General features: G+C 68.6%; 18 protein-coding genes and 1 pseudogene. 7 read left to right on the top strand and 12 right to left on the bottom strand.

Annotated elements, in window-relative coordinates:
* The first annotated feature begins 39 nt into the window (after positions 1-39).
* Complete coding sequence (locus E0W60_RS02905) at positions 40-1344, top strand: MFS transporter (protein WP_133094322.1); 1305 nt, start codon at positions 40-42, stop codon at positions 1342-1344.
* 28 nt (positions 1345-1372) lie between these two features.
* Here the strand turns inward: E0W60_RS02905 and E0W60_RS02900 are convergent, their stop codons facing one another.
* The 4 genes from E0W60_RS02900 to E0W60_RS02885 form a co-directional block, all read right to left on the bottom strand.
* Complete coding sequence (locus tag E0W60_RS02900; RefSeq protein WP_135702957.1) at positions 1373-2143, bottom strand: sulfite exporter TauE/SafE family protein; 771 nt, start codon at positions 2141-2143, stop codon at positions 1373-1375.
* A complete protein-coding gene (gene pta / locus E0W60_RS02895; protein WP_135702956.1) occupies positions 2140-3174 on the bottom strand; it encodes a phosphate acetyltransferase in 1035 nt (344 codons plus the stop codon). The genes E0W60_RS02900 and pta overlap by 4 nt, the downstream gene beginning before the upstream one ends.
* A 123-nt stretch (positions 3175-3297) precedes the next feature.
* Positions 3298-5064: a sulfoacetaldehyde acetyltransferase gene (gene xsc / locus E0W60_RS02890; protein ID WP_133094722.1), complete on the bottom strand. Its 1767-nt coding sequence runs from the start codon at positions 5062-5064 to the stop codon at positions 3298-3300.
* 379 nt (positions 5065-5443) lie between these two features.
* Entirely contained in the window at positions 5444-6523 is a 1080-nt protein-coding gene (locus E0W60_RS02885) for a 4-hydroxyphenylpyruvate dioxygenase family protein (RefSeq protein WP_133094325.1), read from the bottom strand.
* A 312-nt stretch (positions 6524-6835) separates the two neighbouring features.
* Between E0W60_RS02885 and E0W60_RS02880 the strand changes: the two genes are divergently transcribed.
* The 3 genes from E0W60_RS02880 to E0W60_RS02870 all read left to right on the top strand — a co-directional run bounded on the left by E0W60_RS02880 (position 6836) and on the right by E0W60_RS02870 (position 10236).
* A complete protein-coding gene (locus E0W60_RS02880) occupies positions 6836-7669 on the top strand; it encodes a shikimate dehydrogenase family protein (RefSeq protein WP_135702955.1) in 834 nt (277 codons plus the stop codon).
* 108 nt (positions 7670-7777) lie between these two features.
* Positions 7778-9106 carry an MFS transporter gene (locus E0W60_RS02875; RefSeq protein WP_135702954.1) on the top strand — a complete coding sequence of 443 codons (1329 nt, stop codon included), beginning with the start codon at positions 7778-7780 and terminating at the stop codon, positions 9104-9106.
* A 65-nt stretch (positions 9107-9171) separates the two neighbouring features.
* On the top strand, positions 9172-10236 hold the full coding sequence (locus E0W60_RS02870) for a porin (RefSeq protein WP_135702953.1): 1065 nt from the start codon (positions 9172-9174) through the stop codon (positions 10234-10236).
* Between the two features lie 93 nt (positions 10237-10329).
* Here the strand turns inward: E0W60_RS02870 and aroQ are convergent, their stop codons facing one another.
* Positions 10330-10803 (bottom strand): type II 3-dehydroquinate dehydratase, encoded by a 474-nt coding sequence (gene aroQ, locus E0W60_RS02865; RefSeq protein WP_135703957.1) that lies wholly within the window; start codon positions 10801-10803, stop codon positions 10330-10332.
* A gap of 103 nt (positions 10804-10906) precedes the next feature.
* On the opposite strand from aroQ, the gene E0W60_RS02860 reads away from it, so the two are divergent.
* Positions 10907-11881, top strand: coding sequence for a LysR family transcriptional regulator (locus E0W60_RS02860; RefSeq protein ID WP_133094329.1), 975 nt, complete (start codon positions 10907-10909; stop codon positions 11879-11881).
* Here the strand turns inward: E0W60_RS02860 and E0W60_RS02855 are convergent.
* Complete coding sequence (locus E0W60_RS02855) at positions 11865-12632, bottom strand: IclR family transcriptional regulator domain-containing protein (RefSeq protein WP_133094330.1); 768 nt, start codon at positions 12630-12632, stop codon at positions 11865-11867. The two genes, E0W60_RS02860 and E0W60_RS02855, sit on opposite strands and share 17 nt — an antisense overlap.
* A gap of 134 nt (positions 12633-12766) precedes the next feature.
* Here E0W60_RS02855 and E0W60_RS02850 point away from each other — a divergent pair.
* Positions 12767-13612, top strand: a pseudogene (locus tag E0W60_RS02850) (sugar phosphate isomerase/epimerase family protein); the annotation flags it as partial.
* 71 nt (positions 13613-13683) lie between these two features.
* On the opposite strand, the gene E0W60_RS02845 reads toward E0W60_RS02850, so the two are convergent.
* The 6 genes from E0W60_RS02845 to E0W60_RS02820 form a co-directional block, all read right to left on the bottom strand.
* The gene (locus tag E0W60_RS02845; RefSeq protein ID WP_135702951.1) at positions 13684-14595 is read right to left on the bottom strand and encodes a DMT family transporter; all 912 of its coding nucleotides are present in this window, start codon (positions 14593-14595) and stop codon (positions 13684-13686) included.
* 131 nt (positions 14596-14726) lie between these two features.
* Positions 14727-15902, bottom strand: a complete 1176-nt coding sequence (locus tag E0W60_RS02840) for a c-type cytochrome (RefSeq protein WP_135702950.1) — start codon at positions 15900-15902, stop codon at positions 14727-14729.
* 31 nt (positions 15903-15933) lie between these two features.
* The gene (locus E0W60_RS02835) at positions 15934-16812 is read right to left on the bottom strand and encodes an ABC transporter ATP-binding protein (protein WP_205751617.1); all 879 of its coding nucleotides are present in this window, start codon (positions 16810-16812) and stop codon (positions 15934-15936) included.
* Positions 16806-17861: an ABC transporter permease gene (locus E0W60_RS02830; protein ID WP_135702949.1), complete on the bottom strand. Its 1056-nt coding sequence runs from the start codon at positions 17859-17861 to the stop codon at positions 16806-16808. Before E0W60_RS02830 ends, E0W60_RS02835 begins: the two co-directional genes overlap by 7 nt.
* A 3-nt stretch (positions 17862-17864) precedes the next feature.
* On the bottom strand, positions 17865-18878 hold the full coding sequence (locus E0W60_RS02825) for an ABC transporter substrate-binding protein (RefSeq protein WP_135702948.1): 1014 nt from the start codon (positions 18876-18878) through the stop codon (positions 17865-17867).
* Between the two features lie 31 nt (positions 18879-18909).
* Entirely contained in the window at positions 18910-20007 is a 1098-nt protein-coding gene (locus E0W60_RS02820; protein ID WP_135702947.1) for an LLM class flavin-dependent oxidoreductase, read from the bottom strand.
* Between the two features lie 236 nt (positions 20008-20243).
* On the opposite strand from E0W60_RS02820, the gene E0W60_RS02815 reads away from it, so the two are divergent.
* Positions 20244-21455, top strand: coding sequence for an acyl-CoA dehydrogenase family protein (locus E0W60_RS02815; RefSeq protein ID WP_133094337.1), 1212 nt, complete (start codon positions 20244-20246; stop codon positions 21453-21455).
* The last annotated feature ends 6 nt before the right edge of the window (positions 21456-21461 follow it).

The raw sequence follows: 21461 nt of genomic DNA, 5'->3' as shown, positions 1-21461 counted from the left end.
CCAACCACACCACATCACACCACCACAGGGGAGGGAATCATGTTCGATTGGTTCCGTGATTTGTCGCGCATGGAGCGCAAGGGATTCTATGGCGCGTTCCTGGGGCATGCCGTCGACGTGTTCGACTTCATGATCTATTCCTTCCTCATCTCCACGCTGCTGGGGCAGTGGGGCATGAGCAAGTCCACGGCGGGCGCGATCGTCACGTGGACACTGGTGTCGTCGCTGGTCGGCGCGATCGGCGCCGGCATCCTGGCCGACCGCTACGGGCGGGTGCGCGTGCTGCGCTGGACCATCATCGTGTTCGCGGGCGCGTGCTTCCTGTGCGGGCTGGCGCAGTCGCCGGAGCAACTGATGCTGTTCCGCATGATCCAGGGGCTGGGCTTCGGCGGCGAGTCATCGCTGTGCATGGTGCTGGTGACGGAGATGATCCGCAACCCCGCGCACCGCGGCAAATACTCGGGCTTTACCGCGAGCAGCTATTCCTTCGGCTGGGGCGCGGCGGCGATCGTGTATGCGATCACCTTCAGCGTGCTGCCGGCGGAGACGGCATGGCGCGTCTGCTTCTTCCTCGGCATCCTGCCGGCACTGGTGGTGATCTACCTGCGCCGCAACCTGGAGGAGCCGGAGATATTCCTGAAGAGCCGCGCGGCGGGCAGGCAAGGCTCCGCGCTGGCCGGGCTCGGCCGCCTGTTCCGCGGGCCGCTGCTGTCGAAGACGCTGCTGTGCAGCCTGCTTTCGGGCGGCATGCTGGGCGCGTACTACGCCATTGCCACGTGGCTGCCGACCTTCCTCAAGACCGAGCGCGGGCTGTCGGTGTTCGGCACCAGTAGCTACCTGACGGTCACCATCATCGGCTCACTGGTCGGCTACGTGGCGGGAGCCTATGCCACGGACCGCTGGGGCCGGCGGCTGACCTACATCGTGTTTGCGGCGGGGGCGTTCGTGGCCGCGCTGGTCTACATGGTGATCCCGGTGTCGAACACGTCGATGCTGTTCCTGGGCTTCCCGCTGGGGGTGCTGATGCAGGGCGTGTTCGCCGGCATCGGCGCGACCATCTCCGAGTCCTATCCCAACGATATCCGCGCGACGGGATATGGGGTCTCGTACAACGCCGGCCGTGTGATCGGCTCGCTGTTCCCGCTATCGGTCGGGTGGCTGAGTTCGGGGCACACCTCGCTGCCGATCGCGATCGCGATTGTCGCCGGGGTTGGCTATGCGATGGTAGTGGTTGCCGCCGTGTTGCTGCCGGAAACGACCGGTATGGATCTCGGGCAGGCCGGCGGCAGCGGCGAGAAAGAAGACGCCGCGCCGCTGGCGCAGCCCGCAGGCACGGTCGCCTGAACGCGCCGGGAGGGCGCTGCCCGCGCCCTCATCGAACCCACGCCGAGATCGCAGGCAGCATCAGGCTGACGCCGATCCCGATCAGCACCCCAAACGCAACCCGCCGCGTCGTGGTCGGCGAGAACGGCGGCGGAAAGCGCCGCCCCAGCAGCGTGGCGATTACCACCACCGGCACGCCCAGCGCCGCCTGCAGCCAGATCGCGCCATCGAGCTGGCCCTGCCAAGCCGAGAACAACGTGCGCACGCTGGACGTGACGGTAAATACCAGGATCAGCGCGCAGCGGATCTCCACCGGCTTCATCGGCTGCCGGTAGAACTGGAAGATCAGCGGCGGCCCGGACACGCCGAACATGCCGCTCAGCAGCCCGCCGAACACGCCGCTGACGAAGAAGCTGCCATCGCCTGAGCGTTGCGGCAGCGGTTCGGGCTTGAACGCGGCGCTCAGGCCGCCGTACAGGATCACCGCGCCCAGCAGCAGTTGCAGCAGCGTGGCGGCGCTGGAACTCAGGTACTCCAGTACCAGCACGCCCACCAGCACCGACGGCAGGATGCCGATGGCGGCAGCGCCCACGGCGCGCCAGTCGATATGCTCCAGCTTGCCGGGCAGCGCGCAGGCGCTGTTGGCCAGCGTCACCAGGCTGACCACGGCCGCGACGGTGGCCACCGGCGCGAGCCCCAGCCCGCTGGTGGCGCCCATCACGATCATGCCCAGGCCGAAGCCGGTCACCGTCTGGAAGTAGGTACCCGCGCCGAGCAGGGCTTGCAGCCCCAGCAGCGGCAACAACAATTCCGCCTTCATGCCGCCGCCTGTTCGCCTTTGCCGGCCTGTGCCGCGGTGGCCTGCGCCTGGACCACGGTGACGGCGATGACATGGAACACATCGTCCGCGCCGCACCCGCGCGACAGGTCGTTGGCCGGCTTGTTCAGCCCCTGCAGCATCGGCCCGATCGCCTTGGCGCCGCCGACGCGCTCGGCCAGCTTGTAGCCGATATTGCCGGACTCCAGGTTGGGGAACACCAGCACGTTGGCGCGGCCGTTGACCTGCGAGTGCGCGACCTTGCGCGCGGCGATCTCGGCGACGATGGCGGCATCGAGCTGCACGTCGCCATCGATGGCCAGGCCGGGGCGCTGCGCGCGCACGCGCTCGGTCGCGGCCACCACCTTGTCCACGGCGGCGTGGTGCGCGCTGCCGCTGGTGGAGAACGACAGCATCGCCACGCGCGGCTCGTCGTTCAGCAGTGCGCGCGCGCTGTCGGCCGCGGCCATGGCGATCTCCGACAGCTCTTCCGCATCGGGATTCACCACCAGCCCGCAGTCAGAGAAGATCAGCCCGCCCTTGAGCGTGTGGAAGGGCTCGCACAGCATCATCAGGAAAAAGCTCGACACCAGCCGGAAACCGGGCGCCAGGCCGATCAGCTGGATCGCGTTGCGCACCACGTCGGCGGTGGTGTGTTCCGCCCCCGCGACCGACCCGTCCGCATGGCCGAGGCGCACCATCAGGTTGGCGAAGCACAGCGGGTCCAGCACCGCGCGCCTGGCTTCGTCCAGCGTCATGCCTTTCTTCTGGCGCAAGGCGTAGAGCTGTTGCGCGAACGAGGGCGTCAGCGCGGAGGTGGCCGGATCGAGCAGCGTGATGCCGTCCAGCGCGATGCCGTGGATGGCCGCGGCGGCGTTGATCTGGCGCGGGTTGCCGACCAGCACGATGCGGGCGATGCCTTCCTGCGTGGCACGCTGCGCGGCCTGCAGGATGCGCGGGTCTTCGGCCTCGCACAGCACGATGCGGCGGGGGGCGGCGCGGGCGCGGTCGATGATGCGGAGGATGGGTTTCATGGTGGTTGGCTCGGTGAAACTGAAAAAAGGGCCAGCGCCGCGCGCTATGCCCTTGGTGTTCTCCCCTCTCCCGCTTGCGGGAGAGGGAGCACCCCATCGCGAGAGAAAGGGGTGCTGCTTGGATCAAACGTAGTCCTTGTACTTGTCCAGGTAACGCACCGGCTTCGACAGCGCATCGCGGCGGAACGGGTCGCCCAGTTCACGCGTGCACATGATCTCGATGATCGTGGTCTTGCCATGATTCATCTGCAGGTCGATGGCGCGCTTCAGTGCCGGGCCCACGTCTTCCAGGCGATCCACCACGATGCCTTCCGCGCCCATCGCCTTGGCGATTTCGGCGAAGCTCTGGTTGTCGAGCTCGCCCGCGACGAAGCGGCGGTTGTAGAAGTCCACCTGGTTCTTCTTCTCCGCGCCCCACTGGCGGTTGTGGAACACCACCGCGGTCACCGGGATGTTGTGGCGCACGCAGGTCATGGTTTCCATCAGGCTCATGCCCCAGGCGCCGTCACCGGCGTACGACACGGCCGGGCGGTGCGGCGCCGCGACCTTGGCGCCGATGATGGTCGGGAAGGCGTAGCCGCAGTTGCCCCAGCTCATCGCCGCAAAGAAGCTGCGCGGCTTCTCGAAGCGCAGGTAGCTGTTGGCCACCGAGTTGATGTTGCCGATGTCGGTGGACACCATCACATCTTCCGGCATGGCCTTTTCCAGCTCGCGCAGCACCTGGCGCGGATGCAGGTAGTGGCCGCCGTTGGGCGTGCGTTCCTGCTTCTGCTCTTCGATCATGTCCAGGCTGTACGGGTCGCGCTCATGCGTCCAGTCGTCCAGCTCCTTCTCCCACGCGGCCTTCTCGTTGGAGATATCGGTGGCGCGCGCGTCGCGGGTGGCGTCGCAGGCCAGCGTGCGGCCGGCCAGGCGCTGGGTCAGCGCGATGGCGGCAGCCTTGGCGTCGCCGCAGATGCCCACCGAGATCTTCTTCACCAGGCCCAGCATCTTGTGGTCGGCATCGATCTGGATGATCTTGGCGTTCTTCGGCCAGTAGTCCATGCCGTGCTGCGGCAGCGTGCCGAACGGCCCCAAGCGCGAGCCCAGCGCGATCACCACGTCGGCGCGTGAGATCAGCTTCATCGCGGCCTTCGACCCCTGGTAGCCCAGCGGGCCGCACCACAGCGGGTGGCTGGCGGGGAACGAGTCGTTGTGCAGGTAGCTGTTGACCACCGGCGCGCCCAGGCGCTCGGCCAGTGCCTTGCATTCCTCGATTGCATCGGCCATCACCACGCCGCCGCCCGAGATGATCACCGGGAACCTGGCATTGGCCAGCAGTTCGGCCGCTTCATTCAGGCTCTGCTCGCCGCCGGGGCCGCGATCGAGGTTCTGCGGCTTCGGAATCTCGGCGGTGATCTTGCCGTAGAAGTGGTCGCGCGGGATGTTCAGCTGCGTCGGCCCCATCTCGGCCTTGGCGCGGTCAAAACAGCGCGCGGTGAACTCGGCCATGCGCGCCGGGTTGGTGACGTGGCCCTGGTACTTGGTGAACTCCTGGAACATCGGCAGCTGGTTGGCTTCCTGGAAGCCGCCCAGGCCGATGCCCATGGTGCCGGCTTCGGGAGTGACGATCACCACGGGGCTGTGGGCCCAGTAGGCGGCGGCGATCGAAGTCACGCAGTTGGAGATGCCGGGACCGTTCTGGCCGATGACCACGCCGTGGCGGCCCGACACACGGGCATAGCCGTCGGCCATGTGGCCGGCGCCTTGCTCGTGCACCACCGGGATCAGGCGGATGCCGGCGGGGGCGAAGATGTCCATCGCGTCCATGAAGGCCGAGCCCATGATGCCGAACATATCGGTCACACCGTTGGCGACCATCGTTTCGACGAAGGCTTCGGACGGGGTCATGGTCTGCGGGCCAGCCGGAACCTGGCTGTCTTTCGCTGCGGCCGAGCCACCGGAAACGGCGGGCTGCTTGGTGGTTTCGAGGTCGCGCATGGCGGGTGTCTCCTGGTTGGGGTGTTATAAAGTGGAACAGTTCGTTCCGAAAAATTGATGCGTTGGTCGAAATGTAGGTGGAAGATCGGCCGGCGTCAATAAGAAGTTTTGGTTTATGGAATGAATCTAGCGAAAAAATGAGACAAAAAGCGGTTATGGGTGCCTGATGAGGCACTAGAGCGTTTGCGTTGGAGGAGCGGAAAGCAAGACAGCGCCGGCATGGGAGCCGGCGCAGGGGGGAAGGCAGGAGAGGAGAGAGGGCGCCGCGCCTACGTGGCGGCGCAGCGCGTCAGCGTGTCGACAGCGCTTCGAGCACCGGCAGGTTGCCCTCGCCGAAGCCCTGATGACCGTCACGCTGGACGATCTCGAAGAAGAACTCGCCCGCCTCGCGTTTCAGGAAGGCTTGCTGGAAGCACTCGCGAGGGCCACTGCCATCAACCAGGATGCCGTAGCGTTGCAGGCCGGCAAGGTCCAGCCCATGGCCTGGCACGCGGGCAGGGACCGAATCGTAGTAAGCCGGCGGCGGCTGCACGAACTGCACGCCACGGCTGGCCAGTGCCGCGGCGCTGGCAAGAATGTCCTCGCTGGCCAGGGCAATGTGCTGGATGCCTTCGCCGTGCTGATCCGACAGGTAATGCCGCATCTGGTCGTGCCGCGGCGTTCCCTTCTCGTATAGGGGGATGCGGATGCTGCCGCACGGCGAAACCAGCGCGTGTGACTCGCCGGCGCTGCGCAGTTTCCGGAACCCCAGCACCTTGCGGTAGAACTCCAGCCATTCTTCCAGGTGGCCGGGATCGACTGCCTGGGTCAGGTGGTCGACGCGCAGAAGGCCGGCGTCGGACATGTCGCCGGCCGGCGGCAGCGGCCGGAAATCCACGTCGTAGATCGAGATGTCGCCGACATCGCCCGGCCGACCCTCTTTCCCGCGCCAGCGGTCGATGAAATAGAGGACCGACTGCCCGATCCCCTGGATGGCGGGAATATTGAGCTCCATCGGTCCCACCGTGCCGCCCTCGAACGGCCAGGCGCCAGCCTCCAGCGCCCGCGCGAACGCCACCGCCGCATCGTCGACCCGGATCCCGATCGCACAGATCGACAATCCATAACGCGCCGCATAGCGCGTGGCGAACGAATCCGGCTCGGCATCGACGATGAAATTCATCTCGCCCTGCCGGTACAGCTTCACCGCCTTGTGGCGATGCCGCGCGATGGCGGCGAAGCCGAGGCGTTCCAGCGTCCGGCCAAGCGCGGCAGGATCTGGCGATGCGAACTCGATGAACTCGTAGCCCCGGATGCCGAGCGGGTTGTCCCATGGTTGTGCATCCCCTGCGCGCGGGGCGTGTGAGGAAGAGGCGGGTGCGGCGCTCATAGTCTTGGCTCCTGTCTGGGTATTGCGGGGGCGGTGCCGGGCCTTGCGGCGACGACCGATAGTAGCAACGGCGCCGCGGCTCGCCGTGCATTGGCGCCTGTCGCAGCGGCCTCGTAGAAACCCGCATTCGATGCCTTGATCGCGCATAGTCGTTCATTAATCGCCCAAAGTGCCGAAAAAGACGGTTGGCGGAGCGCCTGGCGACCACTAATCTCCGGTCAACGACGCGCCCCCGTCCCTCCGCCAAGGCCAACTCAGAAGGCCATGCATGCCGGAGTCCGGGTAGCGCGAATTACCGGAACCCAGGCACACATGATCCACGGCAAGACCACGCTAATCCCCCACATCGGCTATCCGACGGAGTCGTTCAAGGCGCCGATGATCTACAACCCCTGGTTCGACCGGCAGGGCATCGATGCCGCCGTAATCCCGATGGGGGTCAAGCCGGACGACTACGCGACGGTGTTCCCCGCGCTGTTCCGCATGACCAATATCCGCGGCGCGCTGGTGACCATGCCGCACAAGGTCGCCACCGTCGAGCTGGTCGACGAACTCACGCCCGCCGCGCGCATCGCCGGCGCCTGCAACGCCGTGCTGCGGCGTGACGACGGCACGCTGGTCGGCGGCCAGTTCGACGGCGAGGGCTTTGTGCGCGGCATCCTGCGCAAGGGCTGCCGGCTGGAAGGCGCGCGCGCCATTGTGTCGGGCAGCGGCGGGGTGGGCAGCGCGATCGCCGCCTCGCTGGCGGCGGCCGGCGTGGCCGAGCTGGCGCTGTTCGACGCCCGCGAGACGGCGGCGCGCGCCCTGGCGCATCGCCTCGCCGAACACTACCCGGCGTTGCGCGTCAGCACCGGCTCGGCCGACCCGGACGGATATGACGTGGTGGTCAATGCCACGCCGCTGGGCATGCAGCCCGGCGATCCGCTGCCGTTCGACGTGGCGCGCATCGCCCCCGGCGCCATGGTCGGCGAGGTGGTGATGAAGCAGGAATACACGCCGCTGCTGCAGGCCGCGCTCGCCCGCGGCTGCAAGGTGCAGGTGGGCACGGACATGCTGTTCGAGATGATCCCGGCCTACCTGGAGTTCTTCGGCTACGGCACGGCCACGCCCGACGCGCTGCGCGAGGTGGCGCAGATCCGCTACTGACGCATCGACGGGCCGGGGCGCAAGCCCTTGCCCCGAAGCCGCGCGCAGGCCAGCACACAAAGGCACGCCGGCAAGCAAGACTTCTATCCATTGGTGGAGACAGACAACATGACAACGACTCACAAGGAGCTGCCAGCGGCTTCCGCGTTCGGCAACTCGCTCGGTGACAAGGTGCGCGCCGCCTTTGCCTTCGGCAAGGTGCGCTGGGGCATGCTGGCGCTGGTGTTCTTCGCGACCACGCTGAACTATGTGGACCGCGCCGCGCTGGGCGTGCTGCAGCCGGTGCTGGCCAAGGCCATGGCCTGGACCGCGCAGGACTACGCCAATATCAACTTCTGGTTCCAGGTGGGCTATGCCATCGGCTTTGCGCTGCAGGGCCGCTTTATCGACCTGGTCGGCGTCAAGCGCGCCTTTGCGCTGGCGGTGCTGCTGTGGAGCATTGCCTGCGGCGCGCATGCGTTCGCGGCGTCGGCGGTCGGCTTCATGATCTGCCGCTTCTTCCTCGGCTTGTCTGAAGCGGCCAATTACCCGGCGTGCGTCAAGACCACGCGCATCTGGTTCCCGGCCAGCGAGCGCGCCATCGCCACCGGCATCTTCAATGCCGGCACCAACGTCGGCGCGATGCTGACGCCGATCATGCTACCGCTGATCCTGCAGGCATGGGGCTGGCAGGCCGCGTTCCTGGTGATCGCCTCGCTGGGCGCGGTCTGGCTGGCGTTCTGGTTCACGCGCTACCACAACCCCGAGCAGCACCCGACCGTCACCGCCGCGGAACTGGCGCACGTCACCCGCGACATCGATCCGCCGCCCCAGCGCATCCGCTACACGCAGATCCTGCGCATGCGCGGCACCTGGGCCTTTGCGCTGGCCTACGCCATCACCGCGCCGGTGTTCTGGTTCTACCTGTACTGGCTGCCGCCGTTCCTCAACCAGCAATACCAGCTCGGCATCAGCGTGACGCAGATGGGCATTCCGCTGATCGTGATCTACCTGTGCGCCGACGTGGGCAGCGTGGGCGGCGGCGCGCTGTCGTCGTGGCTGATCGCGCGCGGCATGCCGGCGGTGCGGGCGCGGCTGCTGTCGATGCTGGTCTTTGCCGTGTGCATCGTTTCGGTGGTGATGGCCGCCGGCGCCAGCAGCCTGTGGATGGCCGTGGCCGCGATCTCGGTGGCGATCGGTGCGCACCAGGCATGGACCGCCAATATCTGGAGCATGGTGATGGACTACACGCCCAAGCACGTGGTCAGCTCGGTGTTCGGCTTCGGCGGAATGATCGGCGCGATCGGCGGCATGTTCATGACGCAGCTGGTGGGCTACGTGCTGACCGTAACCAACAACAACTACGCGGTGCTGTTCACGATGATCCCGTGCGCCTACTTCATCGCGCTGACGTGGCTGTTCTTCCTCGCCCCGCGCAAGGTGCCTGAGGCCGCCTGACGACAATTCCTCGCCGGCACTGCTGGTGCCGCGAGTACGACAACAAAGACCGGGACAACACTCCGATGCATAAACGATTCATTGCGCTGCTCGCGCTGGGCGCGGGCAGCGTGCCCGCTGTCGCCCAGACTTCCGGTGGCGTCACGCTCTACGGGCTGCTCGATACCACCATCCGCTACAGCACCAACGAAGACGCGGCCGGCCACAGCCGCACGCAGATGACCGACGGCGTGCTGACCGGCAGCCGCTGGGGCATCCGCGGCGCGGAGGATATCGGCGGCGGCAACAAGGCGTGGTTCATCCTGGAGTCGGGCTTCTCGCCCGACACGGGGACCAGCCAGCAGGGGGGGCGGCTGTTCGGGCGTACCGCGGTCGTCGGCTTCGACGGTCCTTATGGCAAGCTCGCGCTCGGCCGCCAATACACGCTGGCGCATGAAGTGCTGTCGTCGTATGAGGCCATGGCCTTTGCCAACAACTCCATCGTCGGTTACCAGGGCGGCAACTACACGGGGCTGCGCTACGACAACACGCTCAAGTACATCAAGAGCTTCAACGGCCTGCAGGTGGCGGCGGCCTACACCTTCGGCGAGGTGCCGGGCAGCATGAAGACCAATTCGGCCGCGGCCGGGTCGCTGGTGTACAGCTCGGGACCGCTGGAAATCGGCGCGGTCTACCAGCAGACGCAGAACGTCACCTCGGCCTATTTCGGCGCGGTGCCGGCGGCGCAGGCGAGCAAGCAGACGGTATGGGGCCTGGGCGGGACGTGGAAGGCGGCGCGGTCGCAATACTACCTGGGCTATACCAACAACCGGCTCGACGTGGCGGACTATCGCAACAACGTAGGCTATGTCGGCACGCGCTTCAGCCTGACGGAGGCGCTGGCGTTTATCGGCACGTTCCAGTACGACTGGCTGCGGCACGCGGGGCAGGGCGGCAAACGGCTGACCACGGCGGGCATGCTGGACTACAACTTCAGCAAGCGTACCGATGTGTATGTGGAGGTGGACTACACCCACCTGCAGGGGCAATGGATTGTGCTGAACAGCGGGGCGGCGTTTGTGAACAGCGGGAATACGTACGGGAACAAGACGCGGCTGGGGGTGATGGCGGGGGTCAGGCATAAGTTCTGATCGCTTTCGGCCTTCTCCACCCGTGCCGGTTTGCTCCCCTCTCCCGCTTGCGGGAGAGGGGAGCAAACACGCGGCGTGCGCCGCCTGCAGCGGTCAGGCGGAAGCGGATTCCGCAACCACCCCCGTCACCTGCGCCACCGCCGCCACCGCCAGCCCATACCCCCTCACCCCCAGCCCCGCCATCACCGCCACCGCCACCGGCGAAATCCACGACTTGTGCCGGAACGCCTCGCGCGCATGCACGTTGGAGACGTGGTACTCGACCACCGGCACCGCCGCGCCCTTGATCGCATCATGTAGCGCGATCGACGTATGCGTGAGCGCGCCCGCGTTCAACACCACGCCGGCCATCTCGCCGCTCGCGCACAGCTTGCCCGCCTCGTGGATCCAGTCGATCAGCTGCCCTTCGTGATTGGTCTGCCGGCACTCGGCCCGCAGCCCGAGCCGTTCTGCGGCCTGCTGGCAGATGCGTTCCACATCGGCCAGCGTCTCGCTGCCATAGACGGCCGGCTCGCGCGTGCCGAGCAGGTTGAGGTTGGGTCCGTTGAGCACCAGTACGGTCTTCATCATGTCTCCTTCATGTCTGCTGTAACGTCTGCTGTCGGCCGCGATGCTGGCGCGGCCACGGCCGATAGCCTATCGTTTAGCCCTCGTCTCATCATCGACTGCCATGGAAATTCAGCATGCGCCCAGCGCGAACAATGACCCGTTCCTGCGCGACCTGCGTCTGTTCTGCACGGTGGCGCGGCGCGCCAGCTTTATCGCCGCGGCCCAGGAGACGGGCATTTCGCCGGCCCATGTGAGCAAGCGCATCGCCATGCTGGAGGCCATGCTCGGCGCCAGGCTGTTCCACCGCACCACGCGCCGCGTCAGCGTCACGGCCGAGGGCGAGAGCGCGTTTGCGTGGGCGCAGAAGATCCTGGAAGACGTGGATGGCATGCTGGAAGCCGTCGGCGGTGCCGGCGGCGAGGCGCGCGGGCAGTTGCGCATCGCCACCAGCCTGCGGCTGGGGCGGCGGCACGTGGCGCCGGTGCTGTCGCTGCTGCGGCAGCAGCATCCGGGGCTGGAGGTATGGCTGGAACTGCTCGACCGCCGCGTCGACCTGATCGGCGAGCAGTTCGACCTCGATATCCGCGTGGGCGACGTGCAGGAGCCGCACCTGATCGCCAGCCGCATCGCCACCGGCAGCCGCGTGCTGTGCGCGGCGCCGGCCTACCTGGCGCGGCGCGGCATGCCGGAGCATCCGTCAGACCTGCCGCGCCACGACTGCCTGCTGTTGCGCGAGCGCGACCAGGCCTTCGGCGTGTGGCGGCTGCAGGGGCAGGACGGCGGCTGGGAGACCACGAAAGTCACCGGCCCAATGGCATCGAATGTTGCCGACGTGACGCACGAGTGGGCCCTGGAGGGCTACGGCATCATCATGGCGTCGGTCTGGGACGTGGCCGCCGCCGTGCGGGCGGGCGACCTGGTGCGCGTGCTGCCCGGCTGGCGGCATCCGTCCGACATCTGGGCCGTGACCAGCGCGCGGGCGTCGGCCTCGGCGCGCATGCGCGTGTGCCTGGCCTTCCTGAAGGCGCAACTGACACAAGGGCCGCACGCGCTGGCGACGTCGCTGGAAGGCCAGGCCGCTACAGCACGCGCATGATCAGGAGCGCCGTGTCCTGCAGCACCTGCAGCACGCGGTCCAGCGCCTGTTGCGGGGTCTCGTCGCCGATCGGCATGTTGACCGACAGCGCGGCGATCACCTTGCCGTGGCGATCGCGCAGCGGCACCGCCACGCCGCGCACGCCGGTCTGCAGCTGCTGCTCGAGCATCGCATAGCCCTGCGCGCCGGCCTTGCGGATTTCTTCCAGCAGCCGGTCGTGCTGCAGGATCGTGTAGGGCGTGTAGGGCGCCAGCACCACGTTTTCCAGCCAGGTCCTGACCTGTTCCTGCGGCCGTGACGCCAGCATCATCACGCCCGCCGACCCCAGCGGTGCCGGCACCCGCGCGCCCAGCACGAAGCCCGTGCTCATCACGCGGTTGGTGCTGGTGCGGGCGATGAACACCAGCTCCCAGCCATCGAGCACGCTCAGGTAGGCGGCCTCGCCAAGCTGCGCGGTGATCTGCTGCAGGAACGGCTGCACCGTGCGCGGCAGCCGCGCCGAATCGAAATACGACCAGCCCACCTTGAGCACGCGCGGCGTCAGGCTGAACAGCGTGCCGTCGCTGGTGGTGTAGCCCAGGTGCTCCAGCGTCAGCAGGTAGCGGCGCGCGGCAGTGCGCGTCAGGCCGGTGCGCTCGGCTGCCTGCGTGGGCGTCAGGCGCGGATGGTCGTTGTCGAAGGCCTCCAGGATGGCCAGGCCCTTCTCCAGCCCGGCGATCCAGTCGCGCCGGTTCAGCGGTTCGTTTTCCATGGTTAACCCTTGCTTCGCGCGATAGATGATTGCATTGGAGCGATTGTCGCACGCGTGCGCGCGAATGACGGTTGTTGCGGGCAATGATGGCTCATAACCTTGGGAAATCCAAGCCGCTACCTCGACTGATCGCCATGACCCTGTTTCCTGTTCCGCTGCGCAAATCGATCGCTACCGTCACCTTGTCGGGATCGCTGCCGCAGAAGCTGCAAGCCGCTGCCGACGCCGGTTTCGACGGCGTGGAGATCTTCGAGGACGACCTGCTGCAGTTCCCCGGCACGCCCGCCGAGGTCCGGCGCATGGCCGCCGACCTCGGCCTGCAGATCCTGCTCTACCAGCCGCTGCGCGATTTCGAGGCCATGCCGGGCGGCCTGTCCGCCGCGGAGCTGGCGCGCGCCGAGCGGAAGTTCGATGCGATGGAGCAACTCGGGGTGCACCTGGCGCTGGTCTGCAGCAACGTGCAGGATGCGGCGCTCGACGATGCCGCGCGCGCCGCCACCGACCTGCACGCGCTGGCCGAAGCCGCGGCCCGCCGCGGCCTGCGGCTGGGCTACGAGGCGCTGGCCTGGGGCCGCCATGTGCGCCGCTGGCGGCAGGCGTGGGACATCGTGCAGCGCGCCGGGCATCCCGCGCTGGGACTGATGCTGGACAGCTTCCATACGCTGGCGCTCGGCGACACGCTGCATGGCCTCGATGCGGTGCCGGCCGGACGGATCTTCTTTGTCCAGCTTGCCGACGCGCCGCGCATGCCGCTGGACGTGCGCACCTGGAGCCGCCACCACCGCAATTTCCCTGGCCAGGGCGACCTGCCCGTGGTCGGTTTCACGCGTGCCGTGCTGCGGGCCGGCTATCGCGGCCCGCTTTCGCTGGAGGTGTTCAACGATGGCTTCCGCGCGGCGCCCCCGTTGCCGGTTGCGCAGGACGGGCTGCGCTCGCTGGAATGGCTGGAAGCGGTGACGAACGGCGTGCCCGTGGCCGCAGAGCGCGCCGGTGGCCCGGCTCTCGCGGCACGCTAAAACGCTATACCGCGACGCTATACCGCGACCCTACCCTATGCCGCGCTCGCTTGCCGCGCCGCCGGCCGTGCCGGCAAGGCGCGCTCGCGGGCCGCCACCGCGGTGCCGGCCACGCCGCTGGCGGCGATCATCGCCACGCCCAGCAGCGACCAGGCATCGGGCAGCCAGCCAAATACCAGCCAGCCACCCAGCATGGCAAAGGCGATCTGCAGGTAGAGATACGGCGTCAGCACGCCGACCGGGGCGCGCGCATAGGCCAGCACCAGGAACATGTGCCCGGCGCAGCCGGCGAGCGCCATGCCCGCCAGCAGCCACCAGTGCAGCGCGTCGACGTGCCAGGTCCACGCCAGCGGCAGCGCCGCCGACAACAGTGCCGCGGCAATGCAGCCGGTATAGAAATGCGTGGTGCCGGCGCCGTCGGTCCGGGTCAGCACGCTGGTCAGCAACTGGTAGGCGGCATTGAGGCAGACCGCCGCGAGCGGCAGCAGCATGGCCGGCTCCACGTCGGCGCCGGGCCGGATCACCACCAGCGCGCCGGCAAATCCGGCCAGCAGGCAGAGCCAGCGCAGCGCCGACATGCGCTCGCCGAACAGCGTCGCGGCCGCCAGCGCGATCGCCAGCGGCGTCAGGCTGACCACCGCGGTGAACTCGCCCACCGGCAGTACCTGCAGGCTGAAGAACGCGCAGGCGCTGGACAGCAGCATCGTCACCGCGCGCGTAGCCTGCAGCCATGGACGGCGCGTGCGCAGCAGGATGCGGCCGCGCGCCGGCAGCAGCACCGCGCCGGTCAGCGCCGCCTGCGCAAGGTAGCGCACCCACAGCGCCATCACCACCGGCACGGCGGCGCCGGTGATCTTGGTCATCGTATCGAGCGCGGCGAAGCATGCCACCGCGGCAACCATCAGCGCGATGCCCTGCAGGGGCCGCGAACTTCCCGTGGCGCTCATGGCGCCATCCTTGACCGCAACATGTCAGCGTTCCAGGCTGTCCTTCATGAAGCCGAGGGTACTGTCCCGGGCGCGGTCGATGGCGGCGGCGGCTGGAAAGTCAGAATTCGCTGCCAGCGAACAATCCCTGCTCAATGGATGAAACCGCCCTTGACGAAGCGAACCGGCTCGGCGTCCATGCGCAGCAACAGCGCCGTCAGGCCATCGATCCCGGCGGGCAGGGGCCGCGTCGCGGCAGCCGGCCCGGACACGCAGACGAGGTCGGCATCGGACCACGTGCTGCCCGGCGTGCCGCGCGCGCGCAGCCATCCCGCACCGTCGGCGAGCAGCTGGGTGCCGGCCAGCCGTGCCGGCGGCAGGCCGGCAATCGCCGCCAGTGCCTGCCAGGCCTGGGCGGAAGCTGCCGTGCAGCCGGCGCGGAAGCGCGGCACCTGCGCCGGCACGCGGCCGTCCGGTGTGACGAGCACGGTCAGGAAGCGCGGGTCTTCATAGGGCAGGGTAGCGGCGATCCCGTCCACCGCCACCAGCCGCACGCGCTGCTCGCCGCGCCAATGCGACAGCGCCACCGGCGCGGCGTCGCCGCAGCGGATGGCCATCTCCGGCAACCGCAGCGGCACCGGCCAGTTCCCTTCGGTACTGTTGGCTGCCGACAACGCCTTCATGTAGTCGATCACGGCCCAGGCCTCGCGCTCGGCAAGCTGGCTGCGGAAGCCCGGCATGGTCGGCTGGCCGCGGCGGTCGCGCATGCCGGACAGCACATGCCAGAACAGCTCGCCATCGGCGCGGCGCGCGAGCAGGGGGCTGACCAGCGTCGGCGGCCATTGCGGCAGGCCGGCGGCCAGCGGTCCTTCGCCGCGGCCGTCATTGCCGTGGCACGCGGCGCAATGCTGTGCGTAGACGCGTTGCCCCAGCACGATGGCGTCGACCGCAAAACCGGTAGGGCTGGCGTGGAAGCTGGTGGGGCTGGCCGGGCCGAGCAGCAGCGCGGCCCGTGGCCACGGCGCCAGCAGCAGGGCCAGCAGCGCTGCCGCGAGCAGCATGGGGCGGCCCCGGCGCCAGGCGCTGGCGACGGCGACGGCCAGCAGCGCAAAGGCGAGCGCGCACAGGCTGAAGCCGACCTGCCGTGCCAGGGCAAGGTCGATCAGCAGCGTTTCGCCGGCAATCCGCCGCGCCCACGGCCAGGCCGGCTGGCCATGGCTGGTGCCGGTCAGGCCCAGCGCATGCCACAGCCACAACAGGCCCAGCTGGCATTTCTCGATCAGGACAAGCAGTGCGTTCAGCCACGCCTGGGGCGGCGGGCCGCTCATGGCGCGGCTCGCCCGGTGCTGCGAAGGGCCATTACCAGCTCGCGTCCAGTCCCAGGTGGCGCAGCGCTTCGTGCCGCAGTTCGGTCAGGCGCGGGTCGCCGCGATGGCGCGGGTAGGGCAGGTCGACCTTCAGCTCCGCCGCGATGCGCGCTGGCCGCTGGCTGAACACGATCACGCGCTGCGCCAGGAACAGCGCCTCTTCCACGTCGTGCGTGACCAGCAGCGCCGAGAAGCGCGAGCGCTGCCACAGTTCGACCAGGTCGCTCTGCATCGCCAGCCGCGTCAGCGAATCGAGCTTGCCCAGCGGCTCGTCCAGCACCAGCAGGCGCGGATCGTTGACCAGCGCACGCGCCAGCGCCACGCGCTGCGCCATGCCGCCGGAGAGCTGGTGCGGAAAGGCCCGCGCGAACGACTCCAGCCCGACGCGGCGCAGCGCGTCGTCGACGCGATGGCGCTGCTGCGCGAGGATGCCCTGCGCCTGCAAGCCGAGCGCGACGTTGTCCCAGACACGGCGCCACGGGTACAGCGTGGGGTCCTGGAACACCACGATGCGCGACGGGTCCGGCTCGGTGATGGGCGTGCCGTCCTGCAGAATCTCGCCCGACGTGGGCTGGTCCAGGCCGGCGACCAGGCGCAGCAGCGTGGACTTGCCGCAGCCGCTGGGGCCGAGCAGCGCGACGAACTCGCCGGGCGCGACGTTGAGGCCGACGTCGTCGAGGACCTGCAGGCGCTCGTTGCCGTGGCCGAACCAGTGGCTGACCTGCCGGATATCGATGCGAGCCCCAGTCAGTACGTTCGAGTCATCACCCGCCGCCGCGTTAACTCCCCTCTCCCGCTCGCGGGAGAGGAGAGCCTTCTGCGGGCGTACGTGAGATCTCGATGCTTTCAACCGCTCGACCACGCTCACCATTTCACCGTCCCCTTCTGCCACGACAACACCCGGTCCCGCGCCACGAACAACAACGTAATCACCCCCGAAAACAGCAACGCCATCACGATCAGCGCCGCATACATATTCACGTACGAGGCCCAGCCCTGCGCCCAGGTCAGGTACCACCCCAGCCCCGATTTCACGCCCATCATCTCGGCCGTCACCAGCACCGAGAACGACGCGCCCAGTCCCATGAACAGCCCGACAAACACCTGCGGCAGCGCCGCCGGAATCGCCACGCGCAGCACCAGGAACCAGCCGGACGCGCCCAGCGTGCGCGCCACGTCGTAGTAGCTCTTGTTGACGCCGGCGACGCCCGACCACGTCAGCACGGCCACCGGGAAGGCGGTCGCCAGCGCGATCAGGAACACGGCCGCCGAATAGCTCGACGGGAAGAAGTAAAACGTCAGCGGCAGCAGCGCGGTCGACGGCAGCGGCCCCAGCATGCGCAGCACCGGATGCACCCAGTAGCCGATGCGCCGCGACCAGCCGATCGACACGCCCACCAGGACGCCCACCAGCCCGCCGTACGCCACGCCCAGCCCCAGCAGCTTGAGCGTGTTGAGCACGCTGTCGCCGAGCCGGCGCCAGTCATCGGCGTAGACCTCGATCAGCGCCTGCGGCGGCGCGAAGAAGGGCGTCGGCAGGATCGCGGTCTTGGCGGTCAGGATCTCCCATGCGGACAGCACCGCCGGCACCGCCACCAGCCACGGGCCTGCGGTCCGCAGCGCAGCCAGCGGCCGTTGCAGCGCGCGCACGTGCTGGCCGCCCAAGGCGAGCAGCGCCAGCAGCGCGGCCGCCGCCAGCGCGGCCAGGCCGAGCTCCTCGGTATAGGCCCAGTCGCTGAAGCCCACTACGTGGTTGGGCCAGCGCCACGTCAGCGCGCCGAAGGCGGCCCATGCCAGCGCCGCGAGCAGCCCCACGGGCCAGATGCGTGCCGGGGCAGCATCCTGCGCGGGCACTTCGGAAGCCGCGGCGGCCGGCTGGCGCGCCAGCCGCGCATCGAATGCAGGTTGGCTTGTCGTCATCGCTTATCCCAGGACGTTGGCGTAGACATGCTGCGCCAGGCGATTGGCATCGGTGGTCTTTTTCAGCACGCCGATGCGGCGGAAATCGTCGGCGTAGAACGCGATCTCGTCGCGCAGGTCGGCGCCGGTCGGGTGATGGTTGTAGGTCAGCGTCGCGTACAGCTTGCGCAGGTCTTCCGGATTGATCTTCGGCGAGTATTTGGCGAACACCCTGGCGGCCTCGTTGGGGTTCTCGTTGACGTAGTCGGTGGCCTGCACGATGGCGCGTGCCAGCGACGCGGCGGCGGGGCGGTCATTGCGCACCAGTTCGCCGCGCGCGCCGACCACGCAGCACACCTTGCGCGCATATTCGCCGGTCAGGTTGGTGGCCAGTTCCACGTAGGCGCCGTTGGTGCGCTTCTCCAGCAGGTACAGGTTGGGATCGCCGTCGGCGATGGCCTGGATCTCGCCCTTGTCGACCGCCACGCCGAGCAGGTCGGCCGGATACTGGCGCCATGTGATGTCCTTGTCCGGGTCGATGCCGTTCTTGGCCAGCAGGATGGTGAAGAAGTGCTTGCCGGGCGCGGCCAGGTCGCTGACGCCCACGGTCTTGCCCTTCAGGTGCTGCAGGCCGGTCACGCCCGCGGCCTTCGAACCCACCAGCCGCACGCAGCCACCGTGCGAGCTGCCGATGATCTTGACGTCGAAACCTGCCTCCAGCGGCTTGAGCCAGCGGTGGATCATGCCCACCGCGGCATCGGCCTTGCCGGTGGCGATCGACTCCAGCAGCTGGTCGGTCGAGCCGCTGTAGTTGATCAGGTCGACCTGCAGCCCGTTCTTCTCGAAGAAGCCTTTCTCCTGCGCCACCACGATCGGCGTCAGGCAGAACGAGTTCTGGTTCCAGGCGAAGGTCAGCTTGCGCGGCGCGGACCAGGCCTGGCGGCCGAGGATCAGCGCCGGCGCCGCGATGGCTGCGGCGCTGGCAAGGCGCAGCACGCTGCGGCGGCGCGGGTCGGTGTCGTTGTGCTTCTGGCTCATGGTGAGACTCCCCGATTCTTGTTGTGGGTGTTCAGGCGGCGCGGCGCTCCGCGTGGTGCGCGGCATCGTGCTGCGCCACCAGCTCGCGCACGCGCGGGATCAGCTCGCGGCCATAGTCGATGGCGTCTTCCAGCGGATCGAAGCCGCGGATCAGGAAGGTGGTCACGCCCAGTTCGTAATAGGCCAGCAGTGCCTGCGCCACCTGCTCGGGCGTGCCGACCAGTCCGGTCGAGTTGGAGCGCCCGCCGGTCTCGCGCGCGATCGCGGTCCACAGGCGCTGGTCGACACGGTCGCCCTTGTCGGCGGCGGCCAGCAGCCGGCGCGCGCCTTCGCTCTGCTGCGGGCCGCCACGGCTGTAGCCGGCCTGCACGCGCAGCGCGCGGGTGCGTTCCAGGATGCTGTCGGCGCGGGCCCACGCCTGCTCTTCGGTCTCGGCCAGCACCGGCCGGAACGAGACCGAGAAGCGCACCGTGCGGCCATGCCTTGCCGCCTCCGCACGCACGCGGGTGGTCAGCTCGCGCACCTGGTCGAGCGATTCGCCCCACAGCGCATAGACGTCGGCATGCTTGCCGGCAACTTGCAAGGCCGCTGCCGATGCGCCGCCAAAATAGACCGGCACATGCGGATGCTGCGACGGCTTGACCTCGGAAAAGCCCTGCGTGAAACGGTAGAACTCGCCAGCATGGTCGAACGGCTGCGGCTCGGTCCAGATGCGGCGCAGGATATGCAGGTACTCGTCGGTGCGCGCGTAGCGCTGGTCATGGTCGAGGAAATCGCCGTCGCGCTGCTGTTCGCTGTCGGAGCCGCCGGAGATGAAATGCACGCCCAGGCGCCCGCCGCTGAACTGGTCGAGCGTGGCGATCTGGCGCGCCGCCAGCGTCGGCGCGGTAAAGCCGGGCCGGTGCGCCAGCATGAAATGGATCCGTTCGGTCACGCTCGCGGCATAGGCAATGGTCAGCGTGGCCGACGGCCCGGTCGAATGGTGCGGCACCAGGATGCGGTCGAAGCCGGCCTGCTCGTGCGCCTGCGCAAAGGCACGCACATAGTCGCGGTCGATCGCGGGGCCCGCAGGGGGATGGATCTCGGACTGCTTCTGGCTCTGGATCATGCCGATGAAATCGACGCTCATTCGTACGCTCCTGATTCGGTGATGGCGGCGGCTTGCCGCCCGGGCCTTGTATGGACTGGGGAACAAAGTACGCCAGCGGCGCGCGGCGACTAACGAATAAAAACGACGGACCATATTCAATAAGCGTCGTTTCCGGAACGCGGGTGCGGCGCTACGCTATGCGGCATTCGCGGCAATCGGCTCAAGCATCAGCAAGTTGCCCGCATTGCCAGCCATCCCTCCCGGAGTTCCGTTCCATGTCTTCGACGTCTTCCCTGCGCCGCCTGCCCGCCAGCGCCGCGCGCCTTGGCGAAGTGCTGGCCGAACTGTCCGCGCGCTTCGCCGCCGGCGCCGCCGCGCACGACGCCGCCGCCAGCTTTCCGCATGACAATTTCGCGCAGCTGCACGCGCAAGGCCTGATCGCGCAGGTGGTGCCGCGCGACTACGGCGGCGGCGGGGCAGGGCTGGCGCAGGCGCGCCGCATCATCGCGGCCGTCGCCGGTGGCGACCCGGCCACGGCGCTGGTGCTGACCATGACCTACTTGCAGCATCGCGCCATCGCTCGCCCCGATTCGCACTGGCCGCATGTGGTGCGCGCGCAGGTCTTTGCCGATGCGGTGCAGGACGGGGCGCTGATCAACGCGCTGCGGGTCGAGCCCGAGCTCGGCTCCCCTGCGCGCGGCGGCCTGCCCGCCACCATCGCCACGCAGGTCGGCGATGGCTGGCGCCTGAGCGGCCGCAAGCTGTACAGCACCGGCATCCCCGCGCTGCGCTGGCTGGCGGTATGGGCACGCACCGACGAGCCGCAGCCGCGCGTGGGCGTGTTCCTGGTGCCGGGGCCGGCCGCGGGCGTGGCCGGGGTGCGCATCGTGGAGAACTGGAACCACCTGGGTTTGCGCGCCTCGGGCAGCCACGAGACCGTGCTCGACAATATCTGGATCCCGCCCGACCACGCCGTCGATATCCGCCCGCCCGCCGCGTGGGCGCCGGCGGGTGCGAGCCAGGCCGACATCGACGCCAATGCCGACCAGCAGGCGTGGATGACCGTGCTGCTCGGCAGCCTCTATGACGCCGTGGCGCGCGCCGCCGGGTCGTGGGTGCGCGGCTTCGTGCGCGAGCGCGCACCCGGCAGCCTGGGCGCGCCGCTGGCGACGCTGCCGCGCGTGCAGGAATCCATCGGCGAGATCGCCGCGCTGCTGCGGACCAACCAGGTGCTGCTCGACGATGCCGCCGCGCGCGCCGACGGCAATGCGCCACCTGCCACCGCCGACAGCGGCCTGCTCAAGTTCACCGTGACCGGCAATGCGATTCGCGCGGTGGAACTGGCGCTGCAGCTTGCCGGCAACCACGGCCTGAGCCGCAACAATCCGCTCGAGCGGCACTATCGCGACGTGCTGTGCAGCCGCATCCATACGCCGCAGAACGATTCGATCCTGGTCGCTGCCGGCAAGCACCAGCTGGGGCTGTAGGGGCAT

The sequence above is a fragment of the Cupriavidus oxalaticus genome (assembly GCF_004768545.1).
GTDB lineage: Bacteria > Pseudomonadota > Gammaproteobacteria > Burkholderiales > Burkholderiaceae > Cupriavidus > Cupriavidus oxalaticus_A.
This window is presented reverse-complemented; position numbering and strand designations above follow the sequence as displayed.